Here is a 23,240-nt window from a genome sequence, read left to right as displayed (position 1 = left end):
TAAAATAAATACCGCCATATTTTATGTACATTTGCAGGATACGGAATGAGCATGAAAAAAGAAACTCTATATCAGAAAATAGCCGGAACAATGGCCCGGCAGATAAAAACAGGTATATGGAAAATGGGGGAGAAACTGCCTTCCCTGCGTACTATCAGCAATGAATATGGAGTGAGCCTGAATACCGCGATTCAGGCATATTATGAACTGGAAAAGGACGGATTTATTATTTCACTGCCCAAATCCGGTTATATTGTCAATTACAAGCCGCTGCGTTTGTCGGCACCGGCAACGACACAGCCTGCAATTAAGTTTACGGGAAAGGGGGACGAGGATTTAATAGCCGAAGTATATAGTTCGATAGAAGATACATCCATCACCCGTTTCTCCCTGGGAATACCGGAAGATGTTTTTCTGCCCATCGCCAAGCTCAATAAAGAACTGACTAAAGCGATGCATTCGCTGCCGGGAAACGGGACGAGATATGAAGATGCGCAAGGAAACGTCCGGCTTAGAAAAGACGTAGCCCGTTTCACATATAGTTGGAATGGTAATTTAACGGAAGATGATATTGTTACGACAACAGGAGTGACTAACGCTATTTCTTTAGCTCTGTCCGTCGTTGCGCAGAGAGGAGATACCATTGCTGTTGAAAGTCCGGTGTATTTCGGGATGTTGCAATTAGCAAATAGTATAGGACTTCGTGTACTGGAACTACCGACAAATCCTGTTACGGGAATCGAACCTGATGCCCTGAGGAAGGTGTTACCGCAAATAAATGTGTGCTTGCTTATCAGTAATTTCAGCAATCCGATGGGTAGTTGTATGCCCGATGAACACAAAAAGGAGATTGTAGGTATGCTGGCAGAGTATGATATTCCTTTGATTGAGGATGATTTATATGGAGATGTTTTTTTCGGAAATTCACGTCCCAAACCATGTAAGGCTTTCGATGAAAAAGGACTTGTGCTATGGTGTGGTTCCGTGTCAAAGACACTGGCTCCCGGATACCGGGTGGGCTGGATTGCACCCGGAAAATTCAAGGAAGCCGTGATTCGTCAGAAAAATATACATTTCATATCTTCACCTGCTCTCAATCAGGAAGCGATAGCCAATTTCATGGAAAACGGCAGGTATGAGAATCATTTGCGTAAGCTACGCCATGAGTTGCATGCGAACAGCCTGCATTTTGCACGTTCCATCATTGACTATTTCCCCGAAGATACTAAAATTATCACTCCGCAAGGCGGATTCATGCTTTGGGTAGAGCTGGATAAAAAGATAGATACGACACAACTGTACTATAAAGCTATGCGGCATAAAATCAGTATTGCTCCCGGACGTATGTTTACGTTGCAGGAGCAATACAGAAATTGCATGCGTTTGAGTTACGGTCAGCAATGGAGTCCTTTTATCGAAGAACGTCTGATGATATTAGGGAATATGATTAAAGAATCACTTTGATTTATGGATATATTCCGTCACGACTTCTCCCAATATCTGAAGTCCCTTCTCTATTCTGTCTTCCGGCATATTGGAATAGTTGATTCGAAGGGTGTTTTCCCTGTTTCCGTTGGGAAAGAAAGAGCCGCCCGGAACGAAAGCAATCTTTTTCTCCAGGCATTTTTCTAAAATTTCACGTGCCGGAATTCCTTCGGGGAGTTCTATCCATGTAAATAATCCGCCTTCGGGATGAGTAAATTTGACTGTATCGGGAAAATAACGCTCCATGCATTCCATGGCAATATCCCTGCGTTTCCTGTACACTTCGATTATTTTTGCAATATGCTTGTCGATATCATAACGTTTCAAGTATTCGGCGATAGTCATTTGGGCGATGGTATTACATTGCAAATCCGTGCCTTGTTTCACAAGAACGTATTTACGGACAATCTCCTTATCCCCTGCCATCCAGCCAATTCGGAAACCGGGACAGAATATTTTGGAAAAGCTACCTGTGCACAGGACATTGCCGGCCTCATCAAAAGACTTGACGGATGGCAGGTGTTCTCCTTCGAATCTTAATTCACCATATGGGTTGTCTTCGACAACTGCGATATTGTATTTCGCGGATAGTTCTGCCAGTTTCCTGCGTCTTTCCAAGCTCCAGGTTCTTCCTGTCGGATTTTGAAAGGTAGGTATGACATATATCAGTTTTATGTTTTCCGTACAGTTCAGAACATCTTCCAGGGCATTCATATCCATACCGTCTGCATCGGTCGGTATTTCAATGAAACGACACCCGTATGCTTTCAATGCACTGATGGCAGCCAGGTATGTAGGGCTTTCGCACAAGACTACATCGCCTTCGTCCAAAAAGACTTTGCCCGATAAATCCAGTCCTTGTTGGGAACCATGGGTAATCAGGATATTGTCTTTATCGAAAGCTGTTCCCAAGCGGTTGTTCATCCGTTCGGCAATCCACTCTCTTAAAGGGGCGTAACCTTCTGTTGTAGTATATTGTAGTGCTTTTGTCCCCGCTTCTTCCAAAACAATCCGGGTTATTTCATTTATCTCATTCACCGGGAAAAGTTCCGGGGCGGGCAGACCTCCTGCAAAGGAAATTACATCGTCCTGTTCGGTCACTTTCAGTATTTCCCTTATCTCCGATGCCTTGATATAAGACATTCTTTTTGCGAAATTCAGTTTCATAATCATTAAATATTTAGGGAGATTAAAACAACGCTGCAAAGTAAAGCAAAAAAAGGAAATGAAAACAGATACAATTTTCTTTCTATAAACGGATACAGATTTGTGTGTTCTTCCCGCCGATAAACAGGCAAAGTTAGGCGCTTATATTACCGGTTTCGTCATGCATAATGGGGGTGTTCGTCGAATAATTCTATTTCGGAGCATTATTCGGCGTACCTTTGCACTATTCAACAACAAAAAACAGTTTAGAACTATGGAAGAACAAATACTGATTTTCCGAACCTCTATCAAGAGCTCGCTGGATATAAAACATATCGCGGCTCTCTTTACCCTGTGTCCTCAAATCAACAAGTGGAATGTAGACCTTGAGGACTGGGAGAAAATACTAAGGATAGAATGTCAGGGGATAACCTCGACAGAAATTTCAAAGGCATTGCGTGCAATCAATATTTTTGCACGGGAATTGGAGTGAAGTAAAGAAAGATGCTGTGTTATATAATTCAAGTTTCGCATGTGCCGTATCCCGTATGGATTCCCCTCCTTCCAGAAAAAGAAGAATCCATACAGTAACAACTTACGAAACTTCAGTTATATAAGTTTCATCGCACAGCTTTATTGTGCAGATTGAAAGAGTAAAGTGGTTTTATCAGTATCCATCCATTCTGCCATCAGACGATAGTATGCCGGATACTCTGTCGGAGTTATCAATTGTTTCTTCAGTTTCAAGGTACGGACAATCTCTATTTTGTCCGCTGCTTTTTCCACCGCCACTTCTATCGTTCCAATCGCATTTTCAACCTTTTTATCGGTCGGTAAAACTACCGGTTTCATTTTATCTGCTATATTTATGACGCAGGTATAAGTCTCGTCGGGCAAATATCGCAGAAGCAGATTAACAGGGCGAGTCGTATTCATGGTCGTAGCTCGTGCATCATAACCTGCCCATCCGTTCCGCGCTTGTGGTAAGCTGAACATCTGATAACCATCGTTCAGGCTCTTTCCGGTTTGCGGAGCCACGTTCAGCGTATCTGTTCGTGAAACAGCATGGGAGAGTGGTTTCAAGCTTACCGGTCGGGCATCCATATTGACAACGGAAACAAAATCCTGCATATCGGCAATCACATGACTGTCTACAAACAATCCGCTGATAGCAGCTAGTCCTGCCGCGTCCTTATCTTCTGTTTTAGGAAAAACTGCTTTTATTTCTGTCTGCACACCGACAGCTTCCCGCAAAGCTGCCAATAAAGCGGCTTTCTCTGCTTCTGTCCCATAAGCCGAGCGAATGACTTCGGCAGTCGGGCGTAAACGATATCCGGTTTGCGATAATGACAGACGGCAGTTTCCCAGTCCTTGCACATAGGCGGCAAGTATCTGTTTTTTCTGCTCCGTGTTTTTTGTATCGGCTGTCAATTTCTGCGCCAATTCGGTAATTTCCTTTCCATTATCTCCCATCTGCTGTTTAATCACTTTCAATGCATCGGCTTTGGAAGCATACGTGGAAGCTACAATAGCCTGTACATTGCCAGCAGGCAAAGAAACGTCAAGCATACGGGGACGCGGTTGCACGTTTCTCAATGTCCAGGTTACTGTTTTTACACCATCAGTCGTTTTCACTGCCGGGACAGCTTTTCCATTCAACAGTTCATAATGCAAAGGTTTGCTTTCGGGCACTGACAATGAAAAGATGTATTCTTTGATTGGAGAAAATTCTTCTATCTGTTCGCAAACATCCAGTTCGGGCAGATAGCCCGGACGGGTGATAACGGAGTAATCCAAATAAATGGTAGCTCCCAGTTCCAATCCGGTGTGGACGACTACCATCTCTTTCAAACCATTATAGGCCGGAGCATCTGCCGCCGCAGAAGGAAGTACTTCTACAAATGCATTGGCAGGAGTTTTTACGATAGTCCCGTCTTTTTGGCGGGTATAGGATTCGTGTATCTTCAATTCCTGAAATTCCGGATTGTAGATAATAAAACTCTCGCCATACAAACTATTCATTGCCGCGTGAGTGAATAATGTCAGTTCTTTTTGTACACGCATCTCCTGGCTGCCGTCGGTATGGATGGTATAAGCCTTGCTTAATTTTCCGAACTCCGCTTCGGAAGCTGCCTGCATCGGCAATGCCATAGACAACAGCATTGCCAGGATAGCCATATAATAATGTATATTTTTCATTCTGTTTTACTTTTTAATCACTAAATAATTATCATACGCCTTGTGGGCATTTACGGCATTACGGAAACTTGTCCAATCAGAGGCTTCATAAACACGTTTTTTTACTGCCAGTCTGTTATGGAGCAATACTTTATTGCCTTTCTGCATCAATGAGCCTTCGAAATCGGCTCCCGTACCTTGCATTGCTTCGTTTCTGCTATCACTTACCAGTTGATAGCCTGCCGGAAGCTGAATGGTTTCATCCAGTTCGACCAAACGTGAGCAACCGTCTTTGAAACCATACTTACGATTTTCTACCGAAGTGTCAATACGCAGATAGGAACGTACCTGATTATAAAGGTTATTCATCACCATCGGACGGAAGAACATCTCTGTTTCTCCCTTCAATGCGTAATCGGGTATCTCATAGCGGAAAGTAATCTTAATGGGAGCTGACTGATAATCTTTAGGATTTTTACCATAATCCACACTCAACAGTCTGGCTTTCGGGGAGATGGCAAGTAGCTGACGTTCCATCGTATTTTTCCATTCACTTTGGAATCCGGTGGTAAAAATACGCCGGATATTGCTGTCGCTCTGTCCTTCGGCCGTAAGGGTAAAAGTACCCCGCAATGTGCCATCCGCTTCCAGGCGATTGTCTGCTTTGATACGTACATAGTGATTTTCGGGGGCTGAAACCGGAGTGATACATAAATCAGAGCCTTCAGGTACGCCCGGCAGATAGTTTTGCTGCTGTTCGGCACTGCTCCACAGTTCGCGGCAGAAAGGAACCCATGTGGGGTCGAGGGGCATATAAGTCCCATTGGACAATTTCACCACTGCCACACAATGATTAAAGTGGTCGGCAGGAATACTCTCCACCCGACTGCCCGCCATCGTCATAGCGGGATAGGCTTGGAAGCCTGCCATGCGCAAAAATGAAATCAACGTACCTGCTATGTCTTTGCAGACTCCGCAACGGTCGGTATAGTTCATTTCCGTGTTATGGAGTGTATACCCTTCTCCTTTTCCCATTGAAATGCCGGAATAACGGATGTTATCAGCCACCCAATGAGTTAGCACGGCAATCTTTTCCATTTCGGTTTTCTTGCCCTTTATCAGTTCATCCACCTTTTTCTGTGCAGCGGGAAAGGGAGCAAAGCTTCCGTAGTCTTCATTCACTTTGTTGAACCACAATGATTTGTCTTCCCATTGGGGCGTAGAGGACATCATCAGTTTGGGGGCAGCATCGAAAAGGTCTACCATATTCGGCTCTTTAGCAAAGGGCATCATGTTCTCCATCACAAAGGTATAGGCCTTACGACCGTCTTCATAGCGCATGGACGAGGTACACTCTCCCTGATAAAACTGAAACTGCATTTCTTTCTCCATCGGGATGGATACTTTATAAACTTTACGCACAGTGGGAACAGTGCTCCAAAATGGAACAATATCATAGAATTGTCCGCGCATAGGCGGAATAAAACGGGAATCGTCTTCCTCACCGGCTCCAAGCAATGCATAGGTAAAACCTTTTTTAGCAATTTCGTAATCTACGATGTCACCGGGTTGCAGAGCACCTACTTCAAGCATTATTTGTCTCGCTCCCCAATAAATCGCCCGTGCGGGAGCGGCATAATCACAAGTTTTCTTCACATCGAGTTCTTCCACCCGGCCATCCGCACGATAAATGGTTGCATGTTTGAATTCGGCATAAGCAGTTAGCGGGTCATAGTCATATTTAATTATCCGGTTAGCCACCGCTCCTTTCGGAGTCTGTACCTTGATAACTTTGCACACGGCAAAAGAGCCTTGCCCGGTAGGTTGGACAGATACCAGCGTGCTGTCCAATAATGTCACGCAATCGAATTTCTCGTAAGTCTTTTCCTTCGCAATCTTTTCATAAGGTTTCCAGCTTTGAGCGAATGCCGCAGCCGAAGCAAAAAAGAAACAAACGAATGTGACTGATAGTTGTTTTCTCATGTTTTCTACTTAGATTTTGTTTACAAGGGCAAATGTAAATAAATTCTTTGGTTTCAACCGACCTTTTCATATAAAAGCTCAAACAGTCACATTCATTTTTCCAACTAAAATCCTTTATTATTCATTCTCCATCCGTTCTATTTCTTCTATTTCCTCGTTCAGCGTCCGGAATCTCTCGCCAATGGAATACTTGAACCGATAATAAGCAGACGCGAGGCAAACTGCCAACGTCAGAAATATCATTATTACAAGGTCTGTATTCAATCCGAATGTTCTGAAAAACATAAGTACTATTCCGGCAACACCGACAGGCATAAGCATATATCGGAATAGGGTGGTTTTCACTTTATACTTTTCCAATGCTGCTATGTCCTTTTTAATGGTCAATGTCGCGTCGGACAGATTCAAGGCACGCACTTTCAGAAAATATCGCAAATCCCAGACATAGACAATGACACAAGTAGATATAAACAGTCCTAAACCGATATAAAATGCGGATGTGATATGTATCTGATAGTCCGTGACTGCCAACCAAATGAGAGGGACTAACGGGGACAGCAAGTGAAGTCCTGCCCTGACTTTCATCCAGTTAATTGTTTTTTCGGGCTTATGGAGAAGCATTCTCCGTAGAATTTCCCTGTTAATCCGATTATTATCTGCAATCTTCTGATTACACTCTTTCCATATGTTTTCTAATTCCAATAGTTCCATAATCATTCGTTTTTAAATCATTAATTTTTTAAGTTGCTCTTTGATACGTCCTATCCGTGTCCCGACATTCGTTCTCGAAAGACCTATGATTTCCGATATTTCATCATGGGAGTTGCCGTCCAGATAAAGAAGGATAATAGCCTTGTCTATCTCACCCAATTTATCAATGCAACGATACAGCATCTCCAATTGCGGAAGGCTGCTTTGCTCTTCAACCCACATCGTTATATCCTTCTCTCTGAAATCGTCCAAAGAAGAAAACAGTACCGCATTTCTTCGTCCGCGTATGTAATTCATTGATATATTCAAAGCAATACGGTAAATCCATGTCGATATCTTACAACTGCCGTCAAAACGCTTATAGGATTTCCACAGTTCATAAATAATATCGTGAATCAAGTCTTCCCTGTCTTGTTTGACATAAGCATATGCTCCCGATATTTTAAATATTATGCCAATATGCTTCTCCAATATGGAAACAAACTGCTCTTTTATCTCATCATCCATCATATATTTTCACATATTTCATTTTAAAGTTATAGAATTATTCCGGTGTACACTCTATACCATTAATAACAGCTACTTCCCAAAAATCACAAAGCACTGCACATTTTTTCAAATAGACTGTCGGGATGAGATACTCGCTACTCTTTTTCAAAATAGACAGAACCACTATATCAATGTGCTATTTTTAAGATTCCACTAAAAAATAATCTGCTCAGAAATTGCAGACCAAAGAAAAAACTGCATAAATCAGTGCAACAATATACCAAAATGCCAGTTATTATCGTATAAATCCACACAGTATATGCGCCTTTATCCACCGATAAAGTATCTGTTTGTTTAAAACCAACGGGGTGTTCCTCGGTGAGGAACGCTCTCTTCCTCACCGAGGAAGCTACCTTTCATCGGTGAGAAGAAATTATAGAATGATTCCAACTCTAGTTTATTAAGAAACAATAGCTAAACCAAAGTAGCAATACAGACTATTATCATCAAAAAATACAGTCCAAATAGTAAGTAAAGCGAAGATTAGTAAAGCTTTTTACTCATCATATCGTTCAAACGGTAGAAAGGCAAAAATCACAAATGCCAAATGCAGGAGTTTTTATACCCTCGTTCATAGGAAAACGAAACCACAAGCTTCCTTTACTGCTTAAATATTCGTTTTTTAAGAAAGGACGTTTTTTAAGAATGTATTAGTATTAATCCGGACGCAAAGAATTTCCCCGGATTTTTCCCAGTATTTTAGGGAACTGCCAAAAGAATAGCAAGGTACAACAGATGGCGGCCGTAGCATCGGAAATGGCTTCGGCCGCATACACTCCGGTCACTCCCATAAAGTGCGGCAATATTAATGCTAACGGAATCAGAAGGATTGCTTTGCGCAGCAGGGCAATGAAAATAGATATTTTTGCTTGTCCCAAGGCGACAAACATATTTTGGCAGGCCCGCTGCAATCCGAAGATAGTCATACCGCCCAAGAAAACAGGCATTGTCCAACGGACTGTTTCTATCAGTCGTTCATCACTTGTAAAGGCGGAAGCCACTGTTGAGGGGAATAGAATCATAAACAGCATCAGCAGCAAGTTGAATGAGAACATGGTTATCAATGCGACACGGAAACAGTCTTTGACACGTTGCTTATCCCCGTGCCCGTAATTATAGCTCACAACAGGAACGAAACCTTGCGCAAATCCGGTTAACGGGACACTTGCAAATTGCATCGCACTTTGCAGGATGGTCAATGCGCTGACATAAATATCTCCAAAATCTTTCAGACTGCTGTTCAGAACGAAACCGACCAGGCTTTCGGTACTTGCCATAATAAACGGTGATACTCCCAAAGCAAATATAGAAAGTATTATTTTCCGGTTCAACGTCATATAGCGTTTTTCCAAAGGGAGAGAGGCACGCCGGGAGAAAAGGAAAGTTAAAACCCATACGGCGCTACATGCCTGTGAAAGTACTGTAGCCAAGGCTGCACCTTTCACTCCCATATCGAGCCAAAAGATAAAAATCGGGTCGAGGACGATATTCAGCAGTGCACCTATTAATACCGAACACATGGCGATAGTAGGGCGTCCCTGTGCATTGATAAAAGAATTGAGACCAGTGGATATTTCTACGAAGATAGTTCCCAATAAATAGATAGAAAGATAGTCGTCCGCATACTCCAATGTATTTTCCGAAGCTCCTGTAAAGAGTAGAATCGGTTCCATAAAGGTATATGCGATGAGAGAAGTAAACAAGGTGAATAGTATCAGCAGGATAAAGCCATTACCCAGAATTTTTCCGGCGCGTGAACGGTCTCCCTGTCCGAGTGCGATAGCCGCTAACGGCGCACCGCCACCCCCTACTATCGCTGAAAAAGAAGAAATCAGAATAACAAGCGAAGTCGTTACTCCCACACCCGCCAATGCATCCGTACCAATTCCCGGGATATGACCAATATAAATACGGTCGACCATGCTATAAAGCAAGTTAACAAATTGCGCCGCCACTGCCGGAAGTGCCATCTTAAAAACAAGCGGCAACATGCGCTCTGTCCCTAGCCGTGCTTCATATTTATTTATCATCTCGAATCTCCTTTTTCTGTAATCGGCTGCAAAGTTACAAGAAAAAGAGGTTTGATGGTTTAAAAGGTTGGATTAATCAATATGGTAACTGATACATATCATATAGATATTATTTTCTCATATAGTTTGAACCAGTCAAGTCCATATTTCCCTAATCCTAAATCTACTGTATCAATAAATTCGAATCCACATTTCTCGTATAGGGAAATGGCAGGAAGATTCTTCTCGTAGACATCCAGGCGAACGGAACTCATTCCTAATCTTTGGGCCAATTCTAATGAATAATCCATTAGTGCACGTCCAACTCCCATTTGTAAAAAGGAAGGATGCACAACAAAAGTACGTACTACAAGAATGTGGCTGTAATCTATGTCTATTTTCCATTTGATATTCGCATAAGCCTCTTCAGGTTGATGATTCAGAATGACTGAACCGGCAATTCTACCATCACATCGTGCTACAAAAAGACTGTTTTCATTCACACCGGCAACGGCATCTTCCCGAATCGGATAGATACCTTTTATCCAACCGGGATAGTTAGTGGTAGCTGCCAGGTAATCATTCAGTTCATCATAGAGGTTCTCCAGTTCATTTATATCGGAAGAGGTTCCGGGTTCTATTACAAATTTCATATACATATTGTTTATTTCTTCATTAGTTCTTCAATCTTTCCGTTCATGATGAAAGGGAGACATTCGGTTATCTTGCCAATGCTCCAATCCCACCATTGCAGTTCCTGCAATCTGGCAATCGTATCCATATCAAAACGCTTTCGGATTTCTCTGGCAGGCGTGTCGCCTACTATCGTATAAGGGGGAACATCTTTCGTTACCACAGCCCGTGATGCGACTATTGCTCCATTCCCGATATGTACTCCTGCCATGACAACAGCTTCATAGCCTATCCAAACGTCATTGCCAATCACGATATCACCTTTATTGTCCCAAGCGGAAGCAACTTCTTTTTTATCCAAATTCCATTCTTCGAAAAAGATGGGAAATGTATAATTGGACAAAGATTTTAATGTATGGTTCGCACTGTTGAAAAGGAATTTGGCTCCGCAGGCAATGGAACAGAATTTTCCTATTATCAACCGGTCTTTGTTGATGGGATAATGATATAAAACGTTGTTCTTCTCAAAAAGAACCGGGTCGTTTACGAAATCGTTATATATTGTATAATCACCTACTGTAATGGCAGGATTCTTGATTACCGTATTCAGATAAATAGTCTGAAAATCATTGGTACGGGGATATATTTTCGTATTCATTGTGTAATAGCTTCTTTAATAGGGTTTTAATAGGGTTTCCAAAATAGAATAATGAAATAACTTGCGACTTACGTGAAGTCACAAATAGTTGGAACAACAGACTTTTCCATTGTTCACAATCCATATGGGCGAAGCTATTTACAGAGTTGCCATTTCATTGCATCAGAAGAATAGGATTTATATTACCTGACAAATGTACAAAATAAATTGCCTGATACTATCTTCTGATTGGACAAACAGAAGAAATCATACCGAATTTAACTTTATCATTCAGTTGCCATACCACTTTACCGTTTGAATCAATCTCTACCAATTGGGGATGTTTACCCTTACCGGCTTCACGGTCATGCCCTTGCCAGTTACAAATATAAAGTCCGCCTTTTTTCAAGGGGAAGAGTTGAGCTACAAAAAATAGTTGTACTCCGTCTATATCATTGGCATTTACCTGACGGATAATCTTGTTCGAGGTAGCATCCAGTTGCACGAAACAGTGAGCATCCCCGCAAGCTACCAAATAGTCGCCATTCTTAAGAAAAGCAGTGGAGAAAGGAGTACCGGAGAGTTTGACTGTATTCAGCAATTTACCGTCAGATGCAATTTCGCGCACTTCAGAAGTAGCAAATAAAGGAACGAGATAATTTCCCTTTTTATTCTTATTTATTTGACGGAACTGCGAATGAGGACGTTCGATACCTGTTTCAAACTCGGTTTTCGAAAGAATTTCCCCTTTTGGATTCACTTCTAAAATAGTAGACGGATGACCGCACCAGGCTATTAACGCATTACCGTTAGGCAATATACGTGCAGTCTGCATTTCACAACCCGCAGGAGCGGCAATGTTCCAAAGTTCGTGTCCGTCACGGGTTATCATTTTTGCTCCTTTGGAGTAGGAAAAGAGGATTTCTCCTGTTTTTGTTGCTGCCACCGAGTTACATTCCCAACCTTTTTCCAAAGGATACTCCCATACTATTTCTTTGGTTTCTTTATTTATAATGGCAATCTTGTTCCAACCGGAGCCACCCAACAACAAATGTTGGGGTGACTTGCTCTGAACAATCGGTGACAGGCAAAATAGAACAAATAGCAATACAAGATTCTTTATAGTATTCTTCATCATATACATCATTACGTCCGATTAATTATTCTGTTTTTGTTTTCCCATGAAAGATAGAATTCCAAGCAATGCCACCAGGAACACCGATGCAAAAAGATAGATAAATATGCCGCCTACATGGTCGTTTTGACCATAAGAATGCATACCGCTCAAGAAATAATTCACTCCGAAGAAAGTCATCAGCACACTATAGAACGCAATCACTGAAGACAGATTGAACAGCCACAACTTGTTTCTGAACGGCATCAAATGAAGATGAGTGACAATAGCGTAAACGACCATTGTAATCAGTGCCCAAGTCTCTTTCGGATCCCATCCCCAGTAACGTCCCCATGATTCATTTGCCCAGATAGCTCCAAGGAATGTTCCTATCGTCATCAAGGCAAGTCCAATCAGGAGAGACATTTCGTTTATAATGCTCAATTCTTTTATCCGTTGTATCAATACCGGCTTTTTAAGACTCATCATCACCAAATTGACTAATCCAAGCAGGCAACTGATACCGAAGAATCCGTATGCACCCACAATAACGGCTACATGAAACATGAGCCATGGTGATTTCAGAACAGGAACGAGCGGATTGATTTGCGGATCCATCCAGTTCAGTCCCGAAACAAATAAGATAGTCCCACCGAATAGTGTAGCCAAGGCAAAGGTCAACAGACTACGGCGGACAAACAGTAATCCTGCGAAAACCGTAGCCCAGGATACATACACCATTGTTTCATATGAATTGCTCCACGGGGCATATCCTGCAATATACCACCGCATCCCCACTCCGTACATATGGAAAAAGAAAACAGCCAGAATAGCGACACAAAGCCCCCGACCTGACAAACGTATCCAACGGATACGCTTAAATAAAGAAGCAAAAGCTGATACCAGCAATAAGCCCCCAAAAATCAGATATCCTTTCTTACACTGGCTGAATACGTCCAAACGGTTATATTTTATTTCTGCTTCCATCTTTTCGGGAGTAACACCCTCTATCTTATTCTTTGTCTGTTGATAAGTAGAAATCATACCTGCTATTTCATCCGGTTTTGTCCAGTCACCACTCTGAAAAGAAGTTTGCACTTCCTCGACATACCAGGTCAGGATACGGGAGACAAACATCGAATCTTTTCCTGAAAACGCAGACAAGTCATCGCCGGGAGCATACCATGTATGTTGCGGGTCGTCTTCTTTCGGAAAGAGATTTAATAACTGCCAGTTGAGTAACTGATGAAAGATATTGATTTGTTCATCAAACTTTATCAGTTCTTTATCGAAACGAGTCCGCGAGGCAGCCATCCTGCTATAGGCTTCTTCGAGTTTCTCCTGCAATTTATAATTCCCATCGGCATCAAATACATCCATATAGGCGCATTGAGGAGAGGGAAGATGATAGAAATAGCTCAATTCTTTTCCGGGAACGGCAATAAAAGGTACTTGCGTCCAAAGTTCCGGCATTACCAAGACACTAATCAGAAACTGGTCGGAATTTAAAGAACCGAATGTATCCGATTTATGTAATTTCCGCAGGACTTCGGATGAGAAAGTGTTGACGGGAAGTACACGTCCTTTTCCTGATTGAAGGGGCAATGCACCGAAACGGGCGGCATGTCCGGCATTTACGACGTTCTTCAAAACAGTTTCTGTCGCTTGCGTTGAAGTATCGTTAGCCTGAACCGACAAAGAAGCAAGTACTGACAATATCAGGAGAACTGAACAACGTAATTCCTTCAGCCTGCGACCGAGCTGCATAAACCGCGAACGCTTGTCCACAAAGCATAAAACCAGTCCGAGCAACAGAACAGCGTATCCGGTATAAGTGATAGTTCGTCCTGCCACATCACGGTTGACGGAGAGCACTGTGCCCTGTTCATCCTGGTCATAAGAAGCTTGAAAAAAGCGATAGCCTTTCACATCCAACACGTTATTCATATAAACCCGCCCGGAAATGACTTCTTCGTCCATATGTACCAGCAACTCGCTTTCATAGGCGGACGGACTGGACGAACCGGGATAGCGGGTCAGCGTAAAATTCATCAGTTCTACACTAAAAGGAAGCGTATGGTAAGTCACTCCACCGGCATGACGAACGGAAAAACGGTTGCTCGTCTCTCCCTCACGCAAATGCAGAATACCTTCCTCACCGTAAAGGTGGGAAACCAATGCTCCGAGCAGAATGATAATGAAAGCGCCATGAGTAACCAACATTCCCCATTTTCTCATTTTCAGCGAATGTTGCCGGATGGCGACAGCCAACCAATTGAGCACCAGTAGAAATTGAAGAAGGAAAAACAAAGGAGAACAGTACACCATCGACCTGGCTACCTCACTTCCTTGATACTTTTCAATAAAAGTGGCGGCTGCCAAGCCAATACCATAAACAAGCAACAATACAATCGTAGTTGTTGAGGATGAAATCAGTCTTTTCAGATTTGTTTTTCCCATTTAAATACTCACTTTATCTTCAATATACTCACTTAATCTTCAATAATGACACGGAAACCGACATTGAATACGCATTGATAAGGATAGAATCCCTTACGCGAGTAGGCGGTAGAATGTTTCGGACGTTCAATATACGAACCGCCACGAACTACTTTATATTCGGAAACCTTTTTCGAATTCTCTTTATACGGATAAGGTACATAATCCGAACGTGTCCATTCGGCAACATTGCCATGCATGCAGTATAATCCGAACGGGTTGGCTTCATATTTCTTTCCACCTACCTGTACCAAGCTGCCATCATCCACATTGTCAGCCTTTGGAAGGAAGGTATAATATTTATACCAAGATGATTCAGGCGACATTGGTTGCGGGTCGACTCCAATCACGGCAAACTTGTTGGTTGTCACATCGGCCAAATTATCTTTCTTACCGAAATCTGCGTTTAGATTACCAAACCAAAAGTCCTGGTCGCTACCGCCACGGCAAGCCCATTCCCATTGCGCTTCGGTTGGAAGAGTGATGTTCAATCCTGTCTTTTGACTCAATATCCTGCAATATTCCATTGCGTCATTATAACTTACCCGGATAACAGGCTGTTCCGGCTTATTGGCAGGATAGCCCGGCACTACATGGTCTTTCCATTGTTGGTCTACATAGCGACTGTCATGTTGCGGAAATACAGTGTTATACTGTTGGTTGGTCACTTCCAGTTCCCCCATCCAAAATGCTTTATCTATCTTCACTTTAGTGGTAGGATAAGCATCCGGTTCACCTTCGTAACTACCCATAACAAACTCACCCGCCGGAATACGTACAAATGTCATTTGAATGCCCGGTGCTATTTCCAACACCTTGGCAGTTTCTTTTTCACCGGCTAACAGTTCCTTTACTTTATCCGCAGTAAACGGCCATCCTTTCACCTTCTGTACCTTCTCTTTCACAGGGGCGGTTTTCTCCGGCATTACCGGTTGTATTTCACCCTTATTCTTGAGTTGACCGGCATAATCGGCAATTTCCTTTTTCCAGTCCACACCGGCTCCACCGGCATATTTATCGGTCAGTTGTTTACGACGTTCTATCTGGTCGTATCCCTGATAAGGGAACGACGTCAGCACATTGGCATTGAAATATCCTTTGTCGGGAGCATTATAATCAATCCAGTTATAAATTTTCCGCCATTCCGCGTCCGTCAGTTTCACATTATAATGTCCTTTCTTCAAAAGACGAACCAGTTCACTGGTATTCGGATGATATTCATAAGGATAAAGCACTACCATATCCCCTTCACCACCCTGACGGTGTACATACGGATGAAGATTGAGGTAAGATGTTCCATATCCTTTCTTATCCTTCTTGCCACCACGCAGGTCGAATGCTTTTCCTTCACCGTTATGACAGGCGATGCAGGCACGGTCTAAAATCGGCTGTACTTCCAAGTCAAAAGTAAACGAGCGGGTACCGCCTTCAGGGGGAGTCAAAGCATGCGGTGCTTTTTGCGAAGCAATCACACGTTTCGGTATGACAATCTGATTTTGGTTTTCATGGCATCCTACGCAGGAGACAATCTCTCCCGGTTGCCCGGTCAGCCAACTGCGCATCCACTGCACGGCTACTCCGTCCTTATCCAAAGGCTGGATGGAGACAGGCGTATTGGCAGGGATTTTAAAGATAACCGAACCGTCTTCTTCTACCGGCACAGTTCCCAGCATACGCTTGATATCCCATCCCGACTGGATACCATGCCAGTTATGGTCGGATTGTGTCTGTACATAAGCATATTCATAAGCGTGCAAACGAAGTGACTTCACTGTTCCGCGCGGAATGCCCTTCAACCCTTCGCCTTCATAAATGTCCTGTATAAAGACGGTTGCCTGCTTATCGTCCAATTTCACCCGGTCGGGGATGGCAGGTGGAGTCACAGTTTTGCGCACGGCTATCGGACTGATATATCCTTCACCGTCCATCTTATGCAAGCAAGTTACGTTATCGAACTTATCCACCAGATAAATTCCCCACAAATCATTCTTATCCAGTTTCGCAGCGACCAGAAAGTAGGTATCGTTGAGAGGAGAAGGCTTGATAAACTGTGGCCATACACCATCTACCAACCTGTCTTTTACTTCTTCAATGATAGGCCGGTTACGGTAAGGAATCTCCTGCAACATACCGGCTGCTCCTTTACGCGCCTTAGCCGGATCGAACAGAATCAGACGACCGGAACGTGCCACTCCGTGATGTCCTGAAATGATGCCGACAAAAGCGGAACCATAACCGGGTAAGGGTTGCACGTCAAAAGTACTGTTGGGAAACATCGAGCCACTGCCGTACAATGCTTTTTGTTCCGTACCGTCAGGATTCATATTCATTACGATACGGGTGTAGTAGTGGGTGAGGTCTGTATATTCCCAGCGGGTATACATCACACGCCCATTATTCATTATCACCGGATTCCAGTTGGCATCCTGGTCGAATGTCAGACGGCGCAGATTTTTATTCTGTGGTGTATAGAGCACCATATTCCCTACCGGATCACTACCATTGACACAAGGAACTCCCTGATAACCGATATTCGAATTGGCAATGATACGTCCATCCGGCAGATAAGTACCGTCGTAAAACTCCAAATCCGGTTCAGGGTTATCAATCAGTTTCTTACAATCACCACCATCCAGTTTCACTTCAAATATATTCCAGCGATTATCAGGCATAGTTTGGGTAAACATCGCACGTTCCCCGTCCCAATGCAGTTTCAAATCGGCGATAGAGGAAGTATTGGCCGGTTTATAAACCGTACGAATCTGTACGTCTTTACGCAAATTACTTAATTCTACGATATCCGCATCAAAACCTTCCCGGCGGGCTGACTCCTGGTTGCTCCAGTTATTCGACTGCGTACCAAGGTCGGGAGCCATCGCCCGGCGATCCCTATTTCCTAATTTATAACGGACGGTCAGGACTTTGTCTCCATCCAGTAACGGATTAGCCAGTAGGATAGCACGCTTATTGGCAATCGCCTTTTCCGCATTTGCCAAAACAGCCTCATCACCACTATGGATATCACCGAATCCTTGCTTCACTTGCTGTTCCAGTTCCGTCAAAACAGGCTGATATTTTACAACGTCGAATCCTTCAAGACGCTTCATATCTTCATATGCCAATCGAATGGCTTCCATATTCAGCCATTTCAGCTCGTTCTGCAACCTATGTATACGTTGCGCTTGTTTTTCTTTTGCAGAAATATTTATTCCGGTATTCTTCTGTTGAGCCGCAGCTACAGAAGCCAGTAAAGGAAATACTAAAAACAACACTAATGTGTGATACTTGTTTTTCATGGTGGTTTGTTTCAGTCGAATCTATGCTAATTCGAAATATTCAGTTTATAACGCAGCAGTCGGATGAGTGAAACGCAGTCCGGCATTATCATGGTAGTTGGCCCATTCACAGACAACAGCCCCTTCCGGCCCTGCCATCATAAAGTGAAAGGTTTCCATTTCTTTCAAGCGTAAGATATCCCCTACTTCCTGTTTTACACAATTCTTGCTTTTAATAGGGCCATGCGTGGAAGGAATTGCCGGAATGTCCGGAGTAGTCTCTCCTATCTCCGAGAAGTTGTAAACCCATCCTTTCTCTACCATCCATGATTCATGTTTGGCCGGGAAGTCCGTTTTCACATGAGCATGTTCAGGAATCATCTGTCCCGGAAGTAAATAAATGGCATGGGCGAAATAGCCGTATGTCGGGTCGTTAATCCAAAAGATACCGCCCATACCCACATTCTCGAAATCTCCTAAGCCAAAGTCCGTCACCCACATATTTTCAGCCATAAAATCCGGTAAAGGGAATGTTATAGTGAACAAACATTGCCTTCATTGCTTCAATTGCAGTCTCTTGCTGGAACACGCCGTTCTTATAGAAATCGGCATTAGTGTACTTTTTCAAATTAGTCATCGTTTTTATCTGTTATTATTTATATTAGTATCGTATTTATTCTATCGCTATTCCTTCTATTTCAATTAATAACTCTTCCCTGCATACGCCGGCTTGCAGGTAGGAAACGGGAATATTCAGTCCATAGCTCTCAAGTTCCCGCCTTGCAACCTCATAATCCGACTTGTTCTTCAGGTAGACACGCAACATCACCAAACGAGCATCATCTATTAATTGGGCGATATTCTCCATCGTAATCTGTAACTGACGTTCCAAGCCGACCCCTTTCAGGCTTTCTTCTCCGCGGATAGCGGCTGTTCCTGAAATATAAACCAAACGCCGGTCATGAAAAGTCATGCTCTTGGCACGTTCAAATTTCGGAGTAGTCTTTTTCTGTCGGGCTTCTTCGAGCACTTGTCCGGAATAGGCATGGGCGGCAACCTGTAATTTATTGTCAATAGGAGTGGCGAAAGCATCAGACGTATGAAACACCGCCGCATCCACATCAATCAAAATACCGCCCAGATCCATGCCGATTCCCGTAGCGGCAGGATAGCCTTTCGACCAGTCGCTTTCCGCATAGAATGCTGTACGCACATTGTTAAATGACTGGTAGTGCTGACCCGCTCCGTCATATCCGGTTATCTGTTCTATATAATTCCATTGGCGAATAATGCTGTTGACAGGAAACGATTCCTTATCCAATACACCCTTCAATTGCCGGAAAGCCGCTACCGACTGTTGTTCCCTGTCCGTACAGGATTCATCCCCTTGAAATCTGCCCGCAAAAAGGAAACGTCCCGATTCATTTTCCACCAATACATAAGGAATGTCCTCATAGCAGCGGTATGAAATCCGTTCGTCCGTATCGGGACGGTAACTATGCACTTCCAATACTAGAGATGCATCCAATACCGGTTGTGAGACATAGCTAAGTGCAGGCTCGCAATCTCCGAAGAAACGACGTACCTTCATCTTGAAAATCTGACGCCAGGCGACATATTCTTCTTCCAAAGCAGGCGTACCGAATAAAATCAGGCGTAGCACACTCTCTTTTTCGGGCAACTGCAACAATAAATCGTCTATCATGGACGAAAAATCATTTGCAGAAGCAACGTACAGGGAGTAATGTATTTTATCGCAATAATTCATAAGCCTTCTTCTTACAGGGAATTTACATATTCGGTCAACTCTTCTATCTCTTTCTTTGAAACCTTCTTGTCAACTCCATGTTTGTGGACTTCAAATACTTCCTGCATGGTAGCAGCGCGCCCGTCAAACAAATAAGGGGCAGTACGCCAACATTCCACTAATGTAGGTGTATCCCATCCTTTCTCAAATTCTATATCCTCACCAATGCGGTGCATTTTCATATCTGTATAGAAAGGCCCGCTATGACATTCGCCACACTTCAACTTATCAAAGACTTTCCTTCCCGCCTTGGCTTTCTCCGACAACTCTCCGTTTATCAGATACGGACTGGGAACCGGACGCAAAGACTTCATATAAGCATCTACACATTCGGCCATTTCTTCTTCGGGTTCATAGAACTGGATATAGCGGAAACCTGCCCGCACAGCAATTTCGGCTTTGGCACGAATACCCGAAATCATATTGGGTGGTGTCACATGACTATAAAGCATGCTCTTACAATTCTTGGGATTACCTACCCCGTCATTCATCAAGTCCCAGTTCATACCGTCCGTACGACCATCTCCGGGGTGACATCCGTTACAGCTTTGCCATCCTTGATAGCAATGTCCGGCATCATTAAAGTATTTCTCCCCTTTCTGCTCTTTTGTCTCGGTACGTCCCATATTCATGTTAACGGCAGTTACCGACAGCGTATTCACATCTACTATATTCAATATATCGGCAAAGTAGGTGGGAATAATCAGTTTATTACCTGAAATCAGGAGATTGCGCGGCCCGTTGCCCTGCAAAGGAATCCTTTTGCGTAGTCCATAGAGAAAGGTCAAGTCGTAGTCCAAACGACTTTTATCCTCATAACTCCTAAATTTATTCAGCATCCGGGAATGGTCGATGACACTGACTTCGTGTGTTCCGCTATGGGTTGCGTAGATATATTTCTCATCGCAGGCAATTCCCCATATACCGGCAGCCCCGCGGTCGGGCTCGTCCACCAATACAGCTCCTTCAAATTCCTGCTTTTCTACATTGATAATACTAAAGGCACTTGTATTCATCCAGCCCTGCTGTAATTGCGAAGTAGGCACCATAAAACGGCCTAAATTATGAGATACATAAATATACTTGCCATCGGGGGTAATGCATATATTCTTCAAAGCGTTACTGCCATTTGCCAGTTGGATGTCCTTTACTTTGGTAAAGCTCTTCATATCAATAACCGAGACACAGGCTGCCACTACATTCAGGTCTGCCCGCTGCGCAGGCAAGAAATTTGCAACAAACATATATCGTCCGTCTTTACTGAATATGGCAGACAGGGGTTCACGCAAGACTTTCACGCTTCGCACCACTTTACGTGACGCAATATCGATCTCACTTATGGTATTGGCAAATTGGCTACATACATATATATGTTTCTTGTCCGCATCAAATACAGGATAGCAAGCTCCCGAACCGGTAGGAATCACCGCTTCCACTTGTCCCGACTTCAATGACAGCACTTCCAACCGTCCGGTTTTCTCGAAAGTGGTCACATATGCCATATCCCCATCAAGCAAAAGTCCTGTAGGAGTTTCTTTGAACGGATAGGAACGGAGCAGAGTTTTCCCGTCAGCGGCAAAAACATCCAGCCGTTTCGTTCCCTTTTGAGTCATCAATAGTTCTCCTTTTCCATTGACGGCAGTGCCCGTGGTAAAGTAAGGCGGATTTCCGGCCGTTGCGAGGGATATGCCGCAGCCGAGCAAGCAAATTAGTAAAAAGCTCCTTATCATAGTATCTTGTGTTTTTAGGACGTTATCTTTTAAATTCTCCTGTATCCCAGTTCGGCAGAAATCTGCCCGGCTATCTCCTTGACAGTCTGCACGGTGCTTCGCAACTGTTCTTCCGTCAGACGGTCTTTGGGGCCTGAAATCCAAATAGAGCCACAGGGGTATCCCGTATAATTCAGGACAGGTGCACCCACGCAAATCACTCCGCTCAATTCCTCTTCGTTATCCAAAGCATATCCCTGCTGATAAACTTTTTCCAGTTCTTCTAAGTAAGCTTCCCGTGAAGTAATCGTACGGGAATTATAACGGGGGAAAGTCATATAGGAAAGATAACGGTTGCGGACGGTTACAGGCAAATAAGCCATAATGGCTTTTCCCGGTGCGGAGCAGTGCAACTCAAAAGGTTTGCCCGGCGACAATACAAAGCAGAACGCATGATGTCCCCGTGCCTGTTCGATAAAAATGCCTTTTTCGTCTCCCAATACACCGAAACAGGCTGTCTCTTTCGCCCTGTCCCTCAAATCACGCAGATGCGGCAGGACTGTTTCCAACAGATTGTGTTCATTCAGCGCACGGAAACCCAATGTCAGTAATTTCCGGGTTAACTTATAACGCTTGGTATCTTCACTAAAAGAAAGATAATCCAGACGTACCAATGTATTCAGGATGCGGTAGGCGGTAGTCTGCGATATATCAAGCGCCTGCTTGATTTCCTGCAATGTCTCCCCTTCCGACCGTGAAGAAAGATATTCAATCACTGCAATGCCTTTTTCCAAATTAGGCACTTTATAATTATCGTCTGCTTTTTCCAGACTTTGCTCTGTATTTTCCATATTTGGCAACATGTTTTCCACATTTGAAATATCATTCCAGCTTTTGATTAAAAATAGGGATGTTGCTCTTAAATGGAACTACAGATGTGCAAAAAGAAGTTAAGTATGCTGCATAACATATTTAAGAGACTAAATATGTATCCCATATTGATGCTTCACTTCGGCCATCACAAAGGTACTTTCCAACGACCCCAAACTATCAATCGTGCCTAACACATTCAGAATAAACTCCTGATAATATTTCATATTAGGAGCATGAATTTTCAGCAGGTAATCATAGCTGCCCGATATGTTATAGCATTCGGTCACTTCAGGAATATCCTGTATGATTCGGGTAAATTCAGCAGCAATATCCCGATTCAGCCGTCTGAGCTTCACACTACAAAACACCACAAATCCCTGATTCAGTTTTTCCGCATCGAGTACGGCGATATACTTCTTTATATAACCGCCACTCTCAAGCCGTTTGAGCCGTTCGAATACAGGGGTTGATGACAAACTCACCCGCGCAGCCAGCTCTTTGGTAGTCAGGCGGGCATTCTCTTGCAAAGTACGGAGTATTTGCAAATCCACTTTATCCAGTTTCTCTAATGTACTCATAGAATAATATTCTTCTAAAAGGTGAATTTAAAGAATGAAGCAAATCATCCATTC

General features: G+C 43.4%; 17 protein-coding genes and 1 pseudogene. 2 read left to right on the top strand and 16 right to left on the bottom strand.

Annotated elements, in window-relative coordinates:
• Positions 1-51 precede the first annotated feature (51 nt).
• Positions 52-1,464 (top strand): PLP-dependent aminotransferase family protein, encoded by a 1,413-nt coding sequence (locus AB5443_RS14365; RefSeq protein WP_277134720.1) that lies wholly within the window; start codon positions 52-54, stop codon positions 1,462-1,464.
• On the opposite strand, the gene AB5443_RS14360 is transcribed toward AB5443_RS14365, so the two are convergent.
• Positions 1,456-2,652, bottom strand: a complete 1,197-nt coding sequence (locus AB5443_RS14360; protein ID WP_277134719.1) for a PLP-dependent aminotransferase family protein — start codon at positions 2,650-2,652, stop codon at positions 1,456-1,458. The two genes, AB5443_RS14365 and AB5443_RS14360, sit on opposite strands and share 9 nt — an antisense overlap.
• Before the next feature lie 253 nt (positions 2,653-2,905).
• On the opposite strand from AB5443_RS14360, the gene AB5443_RS14355 reads away from it, so the two are divergent.
• The gene (locus tag AB5443_RS14355; RefSeq protein ID WP_044653248.1) at positions 2,906-3,124 is read left to right on the top strand and encodes a hypothetical protein; all 219 of its coding nucleotides are present in this window, start codon (positions 2,906-2,908) and stop codon (positions 3,122-3,124) included.
• Positions 3,125-3,264: 140 nt separating this feature from the next.
• Here the strand turns inward: AB5443_RS14355 and AB5443_RS14350 are convergent, their stop codons facing one another.
• From AB5443_RS14350 to AB5443_RS14280, 15 genes and pseudogenes are all read right to left on the bottom strand, one after another.
• On the bottom strand, positions 3,265-4,830 hold the full coding sequence (locus tag AB5443_RS14350; protein WP_368113365.1) for a DUF3857 domain-containing protein: 1,566 nt from the start codon (positions 4,828-4,830) through the stop codon (positions 3,265-3,267).
• Positions 4,831-4,836: 6 nt separating this feature from the next.
• Positions 4,837-6,792: a DUF3857 and transglutaminase domain-containing protein gene (locus tag AB5443_RS14345; RefSeq protein ID WP_277134717.1), complete on the bottom strand. Its 1,956-nt coding sequence runs from the start codon at positions 6,790-6,792 to the stop codon at positions 4,837-4,839.
• Positions 6,793-6,909: 117 nt separating this feature from the next.
• On the bottom strand, positions 6,910-7,503 hold the full coding sequence (locus AB5443_RS14340) for a hypothetical protein (RefSeq protein WP_277134716.1): 594 nt from the start codon (positions 7,501-7,503) through the stop codon (positions 6,910-6,912).
• 12 nt (positions 7,504-7,515) lie between these two features.
• Positions 7,516-8,013 carry an RNA polymerase sigma factor gene (locus AB5443_RS14335; RefSeq protein ID WP_277134715.1) on the bottom strand — a complete coding sequence of 166 codons (498 nt, stop codon included), beginning with the start codon at positions 8,011-8,013 and terminating at the stop codon, positions 7,516-7,518.
• A 695-nt stretch (positions 8,014-8,708) separates the two neighbouring features.
• On the bottom strand, positions 8,709-10,082 hold the full coding sequence (locus tag AB5443_RS14330; protein WP_277134714.1) for an MATE family efflux transporter: 1,374 nt from the start codon (positions 10,080-10,082) through the stop codon (positions 8,709-8,711).
• A 98-nt stretch (positions 10,083-10,180) separates the two neighbouring features.
• Positions 10,181-10,714: a GNAT family N-acetyltransferase gene (locus tag AB5443_RS14325; protein WP_277134713.1), complete on the bottom strand. Its 534-nt coding sequence runs from the start codon at positions 10,712-10,714 to the stop codon at positions 10,181-10,183.
• Positions 10,715-10,725: 11 nt separating this feature from the next.
• A complete protein-coding gene (locus AB5443_RS14320; RefSeq protein ID WP_277134712.1) occupies positions 10,726-11,352 on the bottom strand; it encodes a CatB-related O-acetyltransferase in 627 nt (208 codons plus the stop codon).
• Between the two features lie 217 nt (positions 11,353-11,569).
• Positions 11,570-12,466, bottom strand: coding sequence for a hypothetical protein (locus AB5443_RS14315; RefSeq protein ID WP_277134711.1), 897 nt, complete (start codon positions 12,464-12,466; stop codon positions 11,570-11,572).
• Between the two features lie 21 nt (positions 12,467-12,487).
• Positions 12,488-14,905, bottom strand: coding sequence for a cytochrome c biogenesis protein CcsA (gene ccsA / locus AB5443_RS14310; protein WP_277134710.1), 2,418 nt, complete (start codon positions 14,903-14,905; stop codon positions 12,488-12,490).
• A gap of 32 nt (positions 14,906-14,937) precedes the next feature.
• A complete protein-coding gene (locus tag AB5443_RS14305; protein ID WP_277134709.1) occupies positions 14,938-18,240 on the bottom strand; it encodes an SUMF1/EgtB/PvdO family nonheme iron enzyme in 3,303 nt (1,100 codons plus the stop codon).
• Positions 18,241-18,285: 45 nt separating this feature from the next.
• A pseudogene (locus AB5443_RS14300) lies at positions 18,286-18,862 on the bottom strand (hypothetical protein); the annotation flags it as partial.
• A gap of 30 nt (positions 18,863-18,892) precedes the next feature.
• Positions 18,893-19,987, bottom strand: coding sequence for an endoribonuclease L-PSP (locus AB5443_RS14295; RefSeq protein WP_277134708.1), 1,095 nt, complete (start codon positions 19,985-19,987; stop codon positions 18,893-18,895).
• 11 nt (positions 19,988-19,998) lie between these two features.
• Positions 19,999-21,756 (bottom strand): YVTN family beta-propeller repeat-containing protein, encoded by a 1,758-nt coding sequence (locus AB5443_RS14290; protein ID WP_368113366.1) that lies wholly within the window; start codon positions 21,754-21,756, stop codon positions 19,999-20,001.
• A gap of 29 nt (positions 21,757-21,785) precedes the next feature.
• Positions 21,786-22,586 carry an IclR family transcriptional regulator gene (locus AB5443_RS14285; RefSeq protein ID WP_277134706.1) on the bottom strand — a complete coding sequence of 267 codons (801 nt, stop codon included), beginning with the start codon at positions 22,584-22,586 and terminating at the stop codon, positions 21,786-21,788.
• A 129-nt stretch (positions 22,587-22,715) separates the two neighbouring features.
• Positions 22,716-23,186, bottom strand: coding sequence for an Lrp/AsnC family transcriptional regulator (locus tag AB5443_RS14280; RefSeq protein ID WP_022139980.1), 471 nt, complete (start codon positions 23,184-23,186; stop codon positions 22,716-22,718).
• Positions 23,187-23,240 lie beyond the last annotated feature (54 nt).

The sequence above is a fragment of the Bacteroides sp. RTP21281st1_H5_RTP21281_210402 genome, assembly GCF_040918965.1.
GTDB classification, from domain to species: domain Bacteria; phylum Bacteroidota; class Bacteroidia; order Bacteroidales; family Bacteroidaceae; genus Bacteroides; species Bacteroides congonensis.
Note: the sequence above shows the minus strand (reverse complement) of the source record. Positions and strands in the feature narration are given on the sequence as shown.

What these genes read in the sequence shown, in the direction of transcription:
- AB5443_RS14315 (WP_277134711.1), bottom strand. Translation starts at nt 12,466, where the DNA reads ATGAAGAATACTATAAAGAATCTTGTATTGCTATTTGTTCTATTTTGC.
- AB5443_RS14305 (WP_277134709.1), bottom strand. Translation starts at nt 18,240, where the DNA reads ATGAAAAACAAGTATCACACATTAGTGTTGTTTTTAGTATTTCCTTTA.
- AB5443_RS14280 (WP_022139980.1), bottom strand. Translation starts at nt 23,186, where the DNA reads ATGAGTACATTAGAGAAACTGGATAAAGTGGATTTGCAAATACTCCGT.
- AB5443_RS14325 (WP_277134713.1), bottom strand. Translation starts at nt 10,714, where the DNA reads ATGAAATTTGTAATAGAACCCGGAACCTCTTCCGATATAAATGAACTG.
- AB5443_RS14295 (WP_277134708.1), bottom strand. Translation starts at nt 19,987, where the DNA reads ATGAATTATTGCGATAAAATACATTACTCCCTGTACGTTGCTTCTGCA.
- AB5443_RS14360 (WP_277134719.1), bottom strand. Translation starts at nt 2,652, where the DNA reads ATGAAACTGAATTTCGCAAAAAGAATGTCTTATATCAAGGCATCGGAG.
- AB5443_RS14335 (WP_277134715.1), bottom strand. Translation starts at nt 8,013, where the DNA reads ATGATGGATGATGAGATAAAAGAGCAGTTTGTTTCCATATTGGAGAAG.
- ccsA (WP_277134710.1), bottom strand. Translation starts at nt 14,905, where the DNA reads ATGGGAAAAACAAATCTGAAAAGACTGATTTCATCCTCAACAACTACG.
- AB5443_RS14285 (WP_277134706.1), bottom strand. Translation starts at nt 22,586, where the DNA reads ATGGAAAATACAGAGCAAAGTCTGGAAAAAGCAGACGATAATTATAAA.
- AB5443_RS14350 (WP_368113365.1), bottom strand. Translation starts at nt 4,830, where the DNA reads ATGAAAAATATACATTATTATATGGCTATCCTGGCAATGCTGTTGTCT.
- AB5443_RS14290 (WP_368113366.1), bottom strand. Translation starts at nt 21,756, where the DNA reads ATGATAAGGAGCTTTTTACTAATTTGCTTGCTCGGCTGCGGCATATCC.
- AB5443_RS14365 (WP_277134720.1), top strand. Translation starts at nt 52, where the DNA reads ATGAAAAAAGAAACTCTATATCAGAAAATAGCCGGAACAATGGCCCGG.
- AB5443_RS14345 (WP_277134717.1), bottom strand. Translation starts at nt 6,792, where the DNA reads ATGAGAAAACAACTATCAGTCACATTCGTTTGTTTCTTTTTTGCTTCG.
- AB5443_RS14320 (WP_277134712.1), bottom strand. Translation starts at nt 11,352, where the DNA reads ATGAATACGAAAATATATCCCCGTACCAATGATTTTCAGACTATTTAT.
- AB5443_RS14340 (WP_277134716.1), bottom strand. Translation starts at nt 7,503, where the DNA reads ATGGAACTATTGGAATTAGAAAACATATGGAAAGAGTGTAATCAGAAG.
- AB5443_RS14330 (WP_277134714.1), bottom strand. Translation starts at nt 10,082, where the DNA reads ATGATAAATAAATATGAAGCACGGCTAGGGACAGAGCGCATGTTGCCG.
- AB5443_RS14355 (WP_044653248.1), top strand. Translation starts at nt 2,906, where the DNA reads ATGGAAGAACAAATACTGATTTTCCGAACCTCTATCAAGAGCTCGCTG.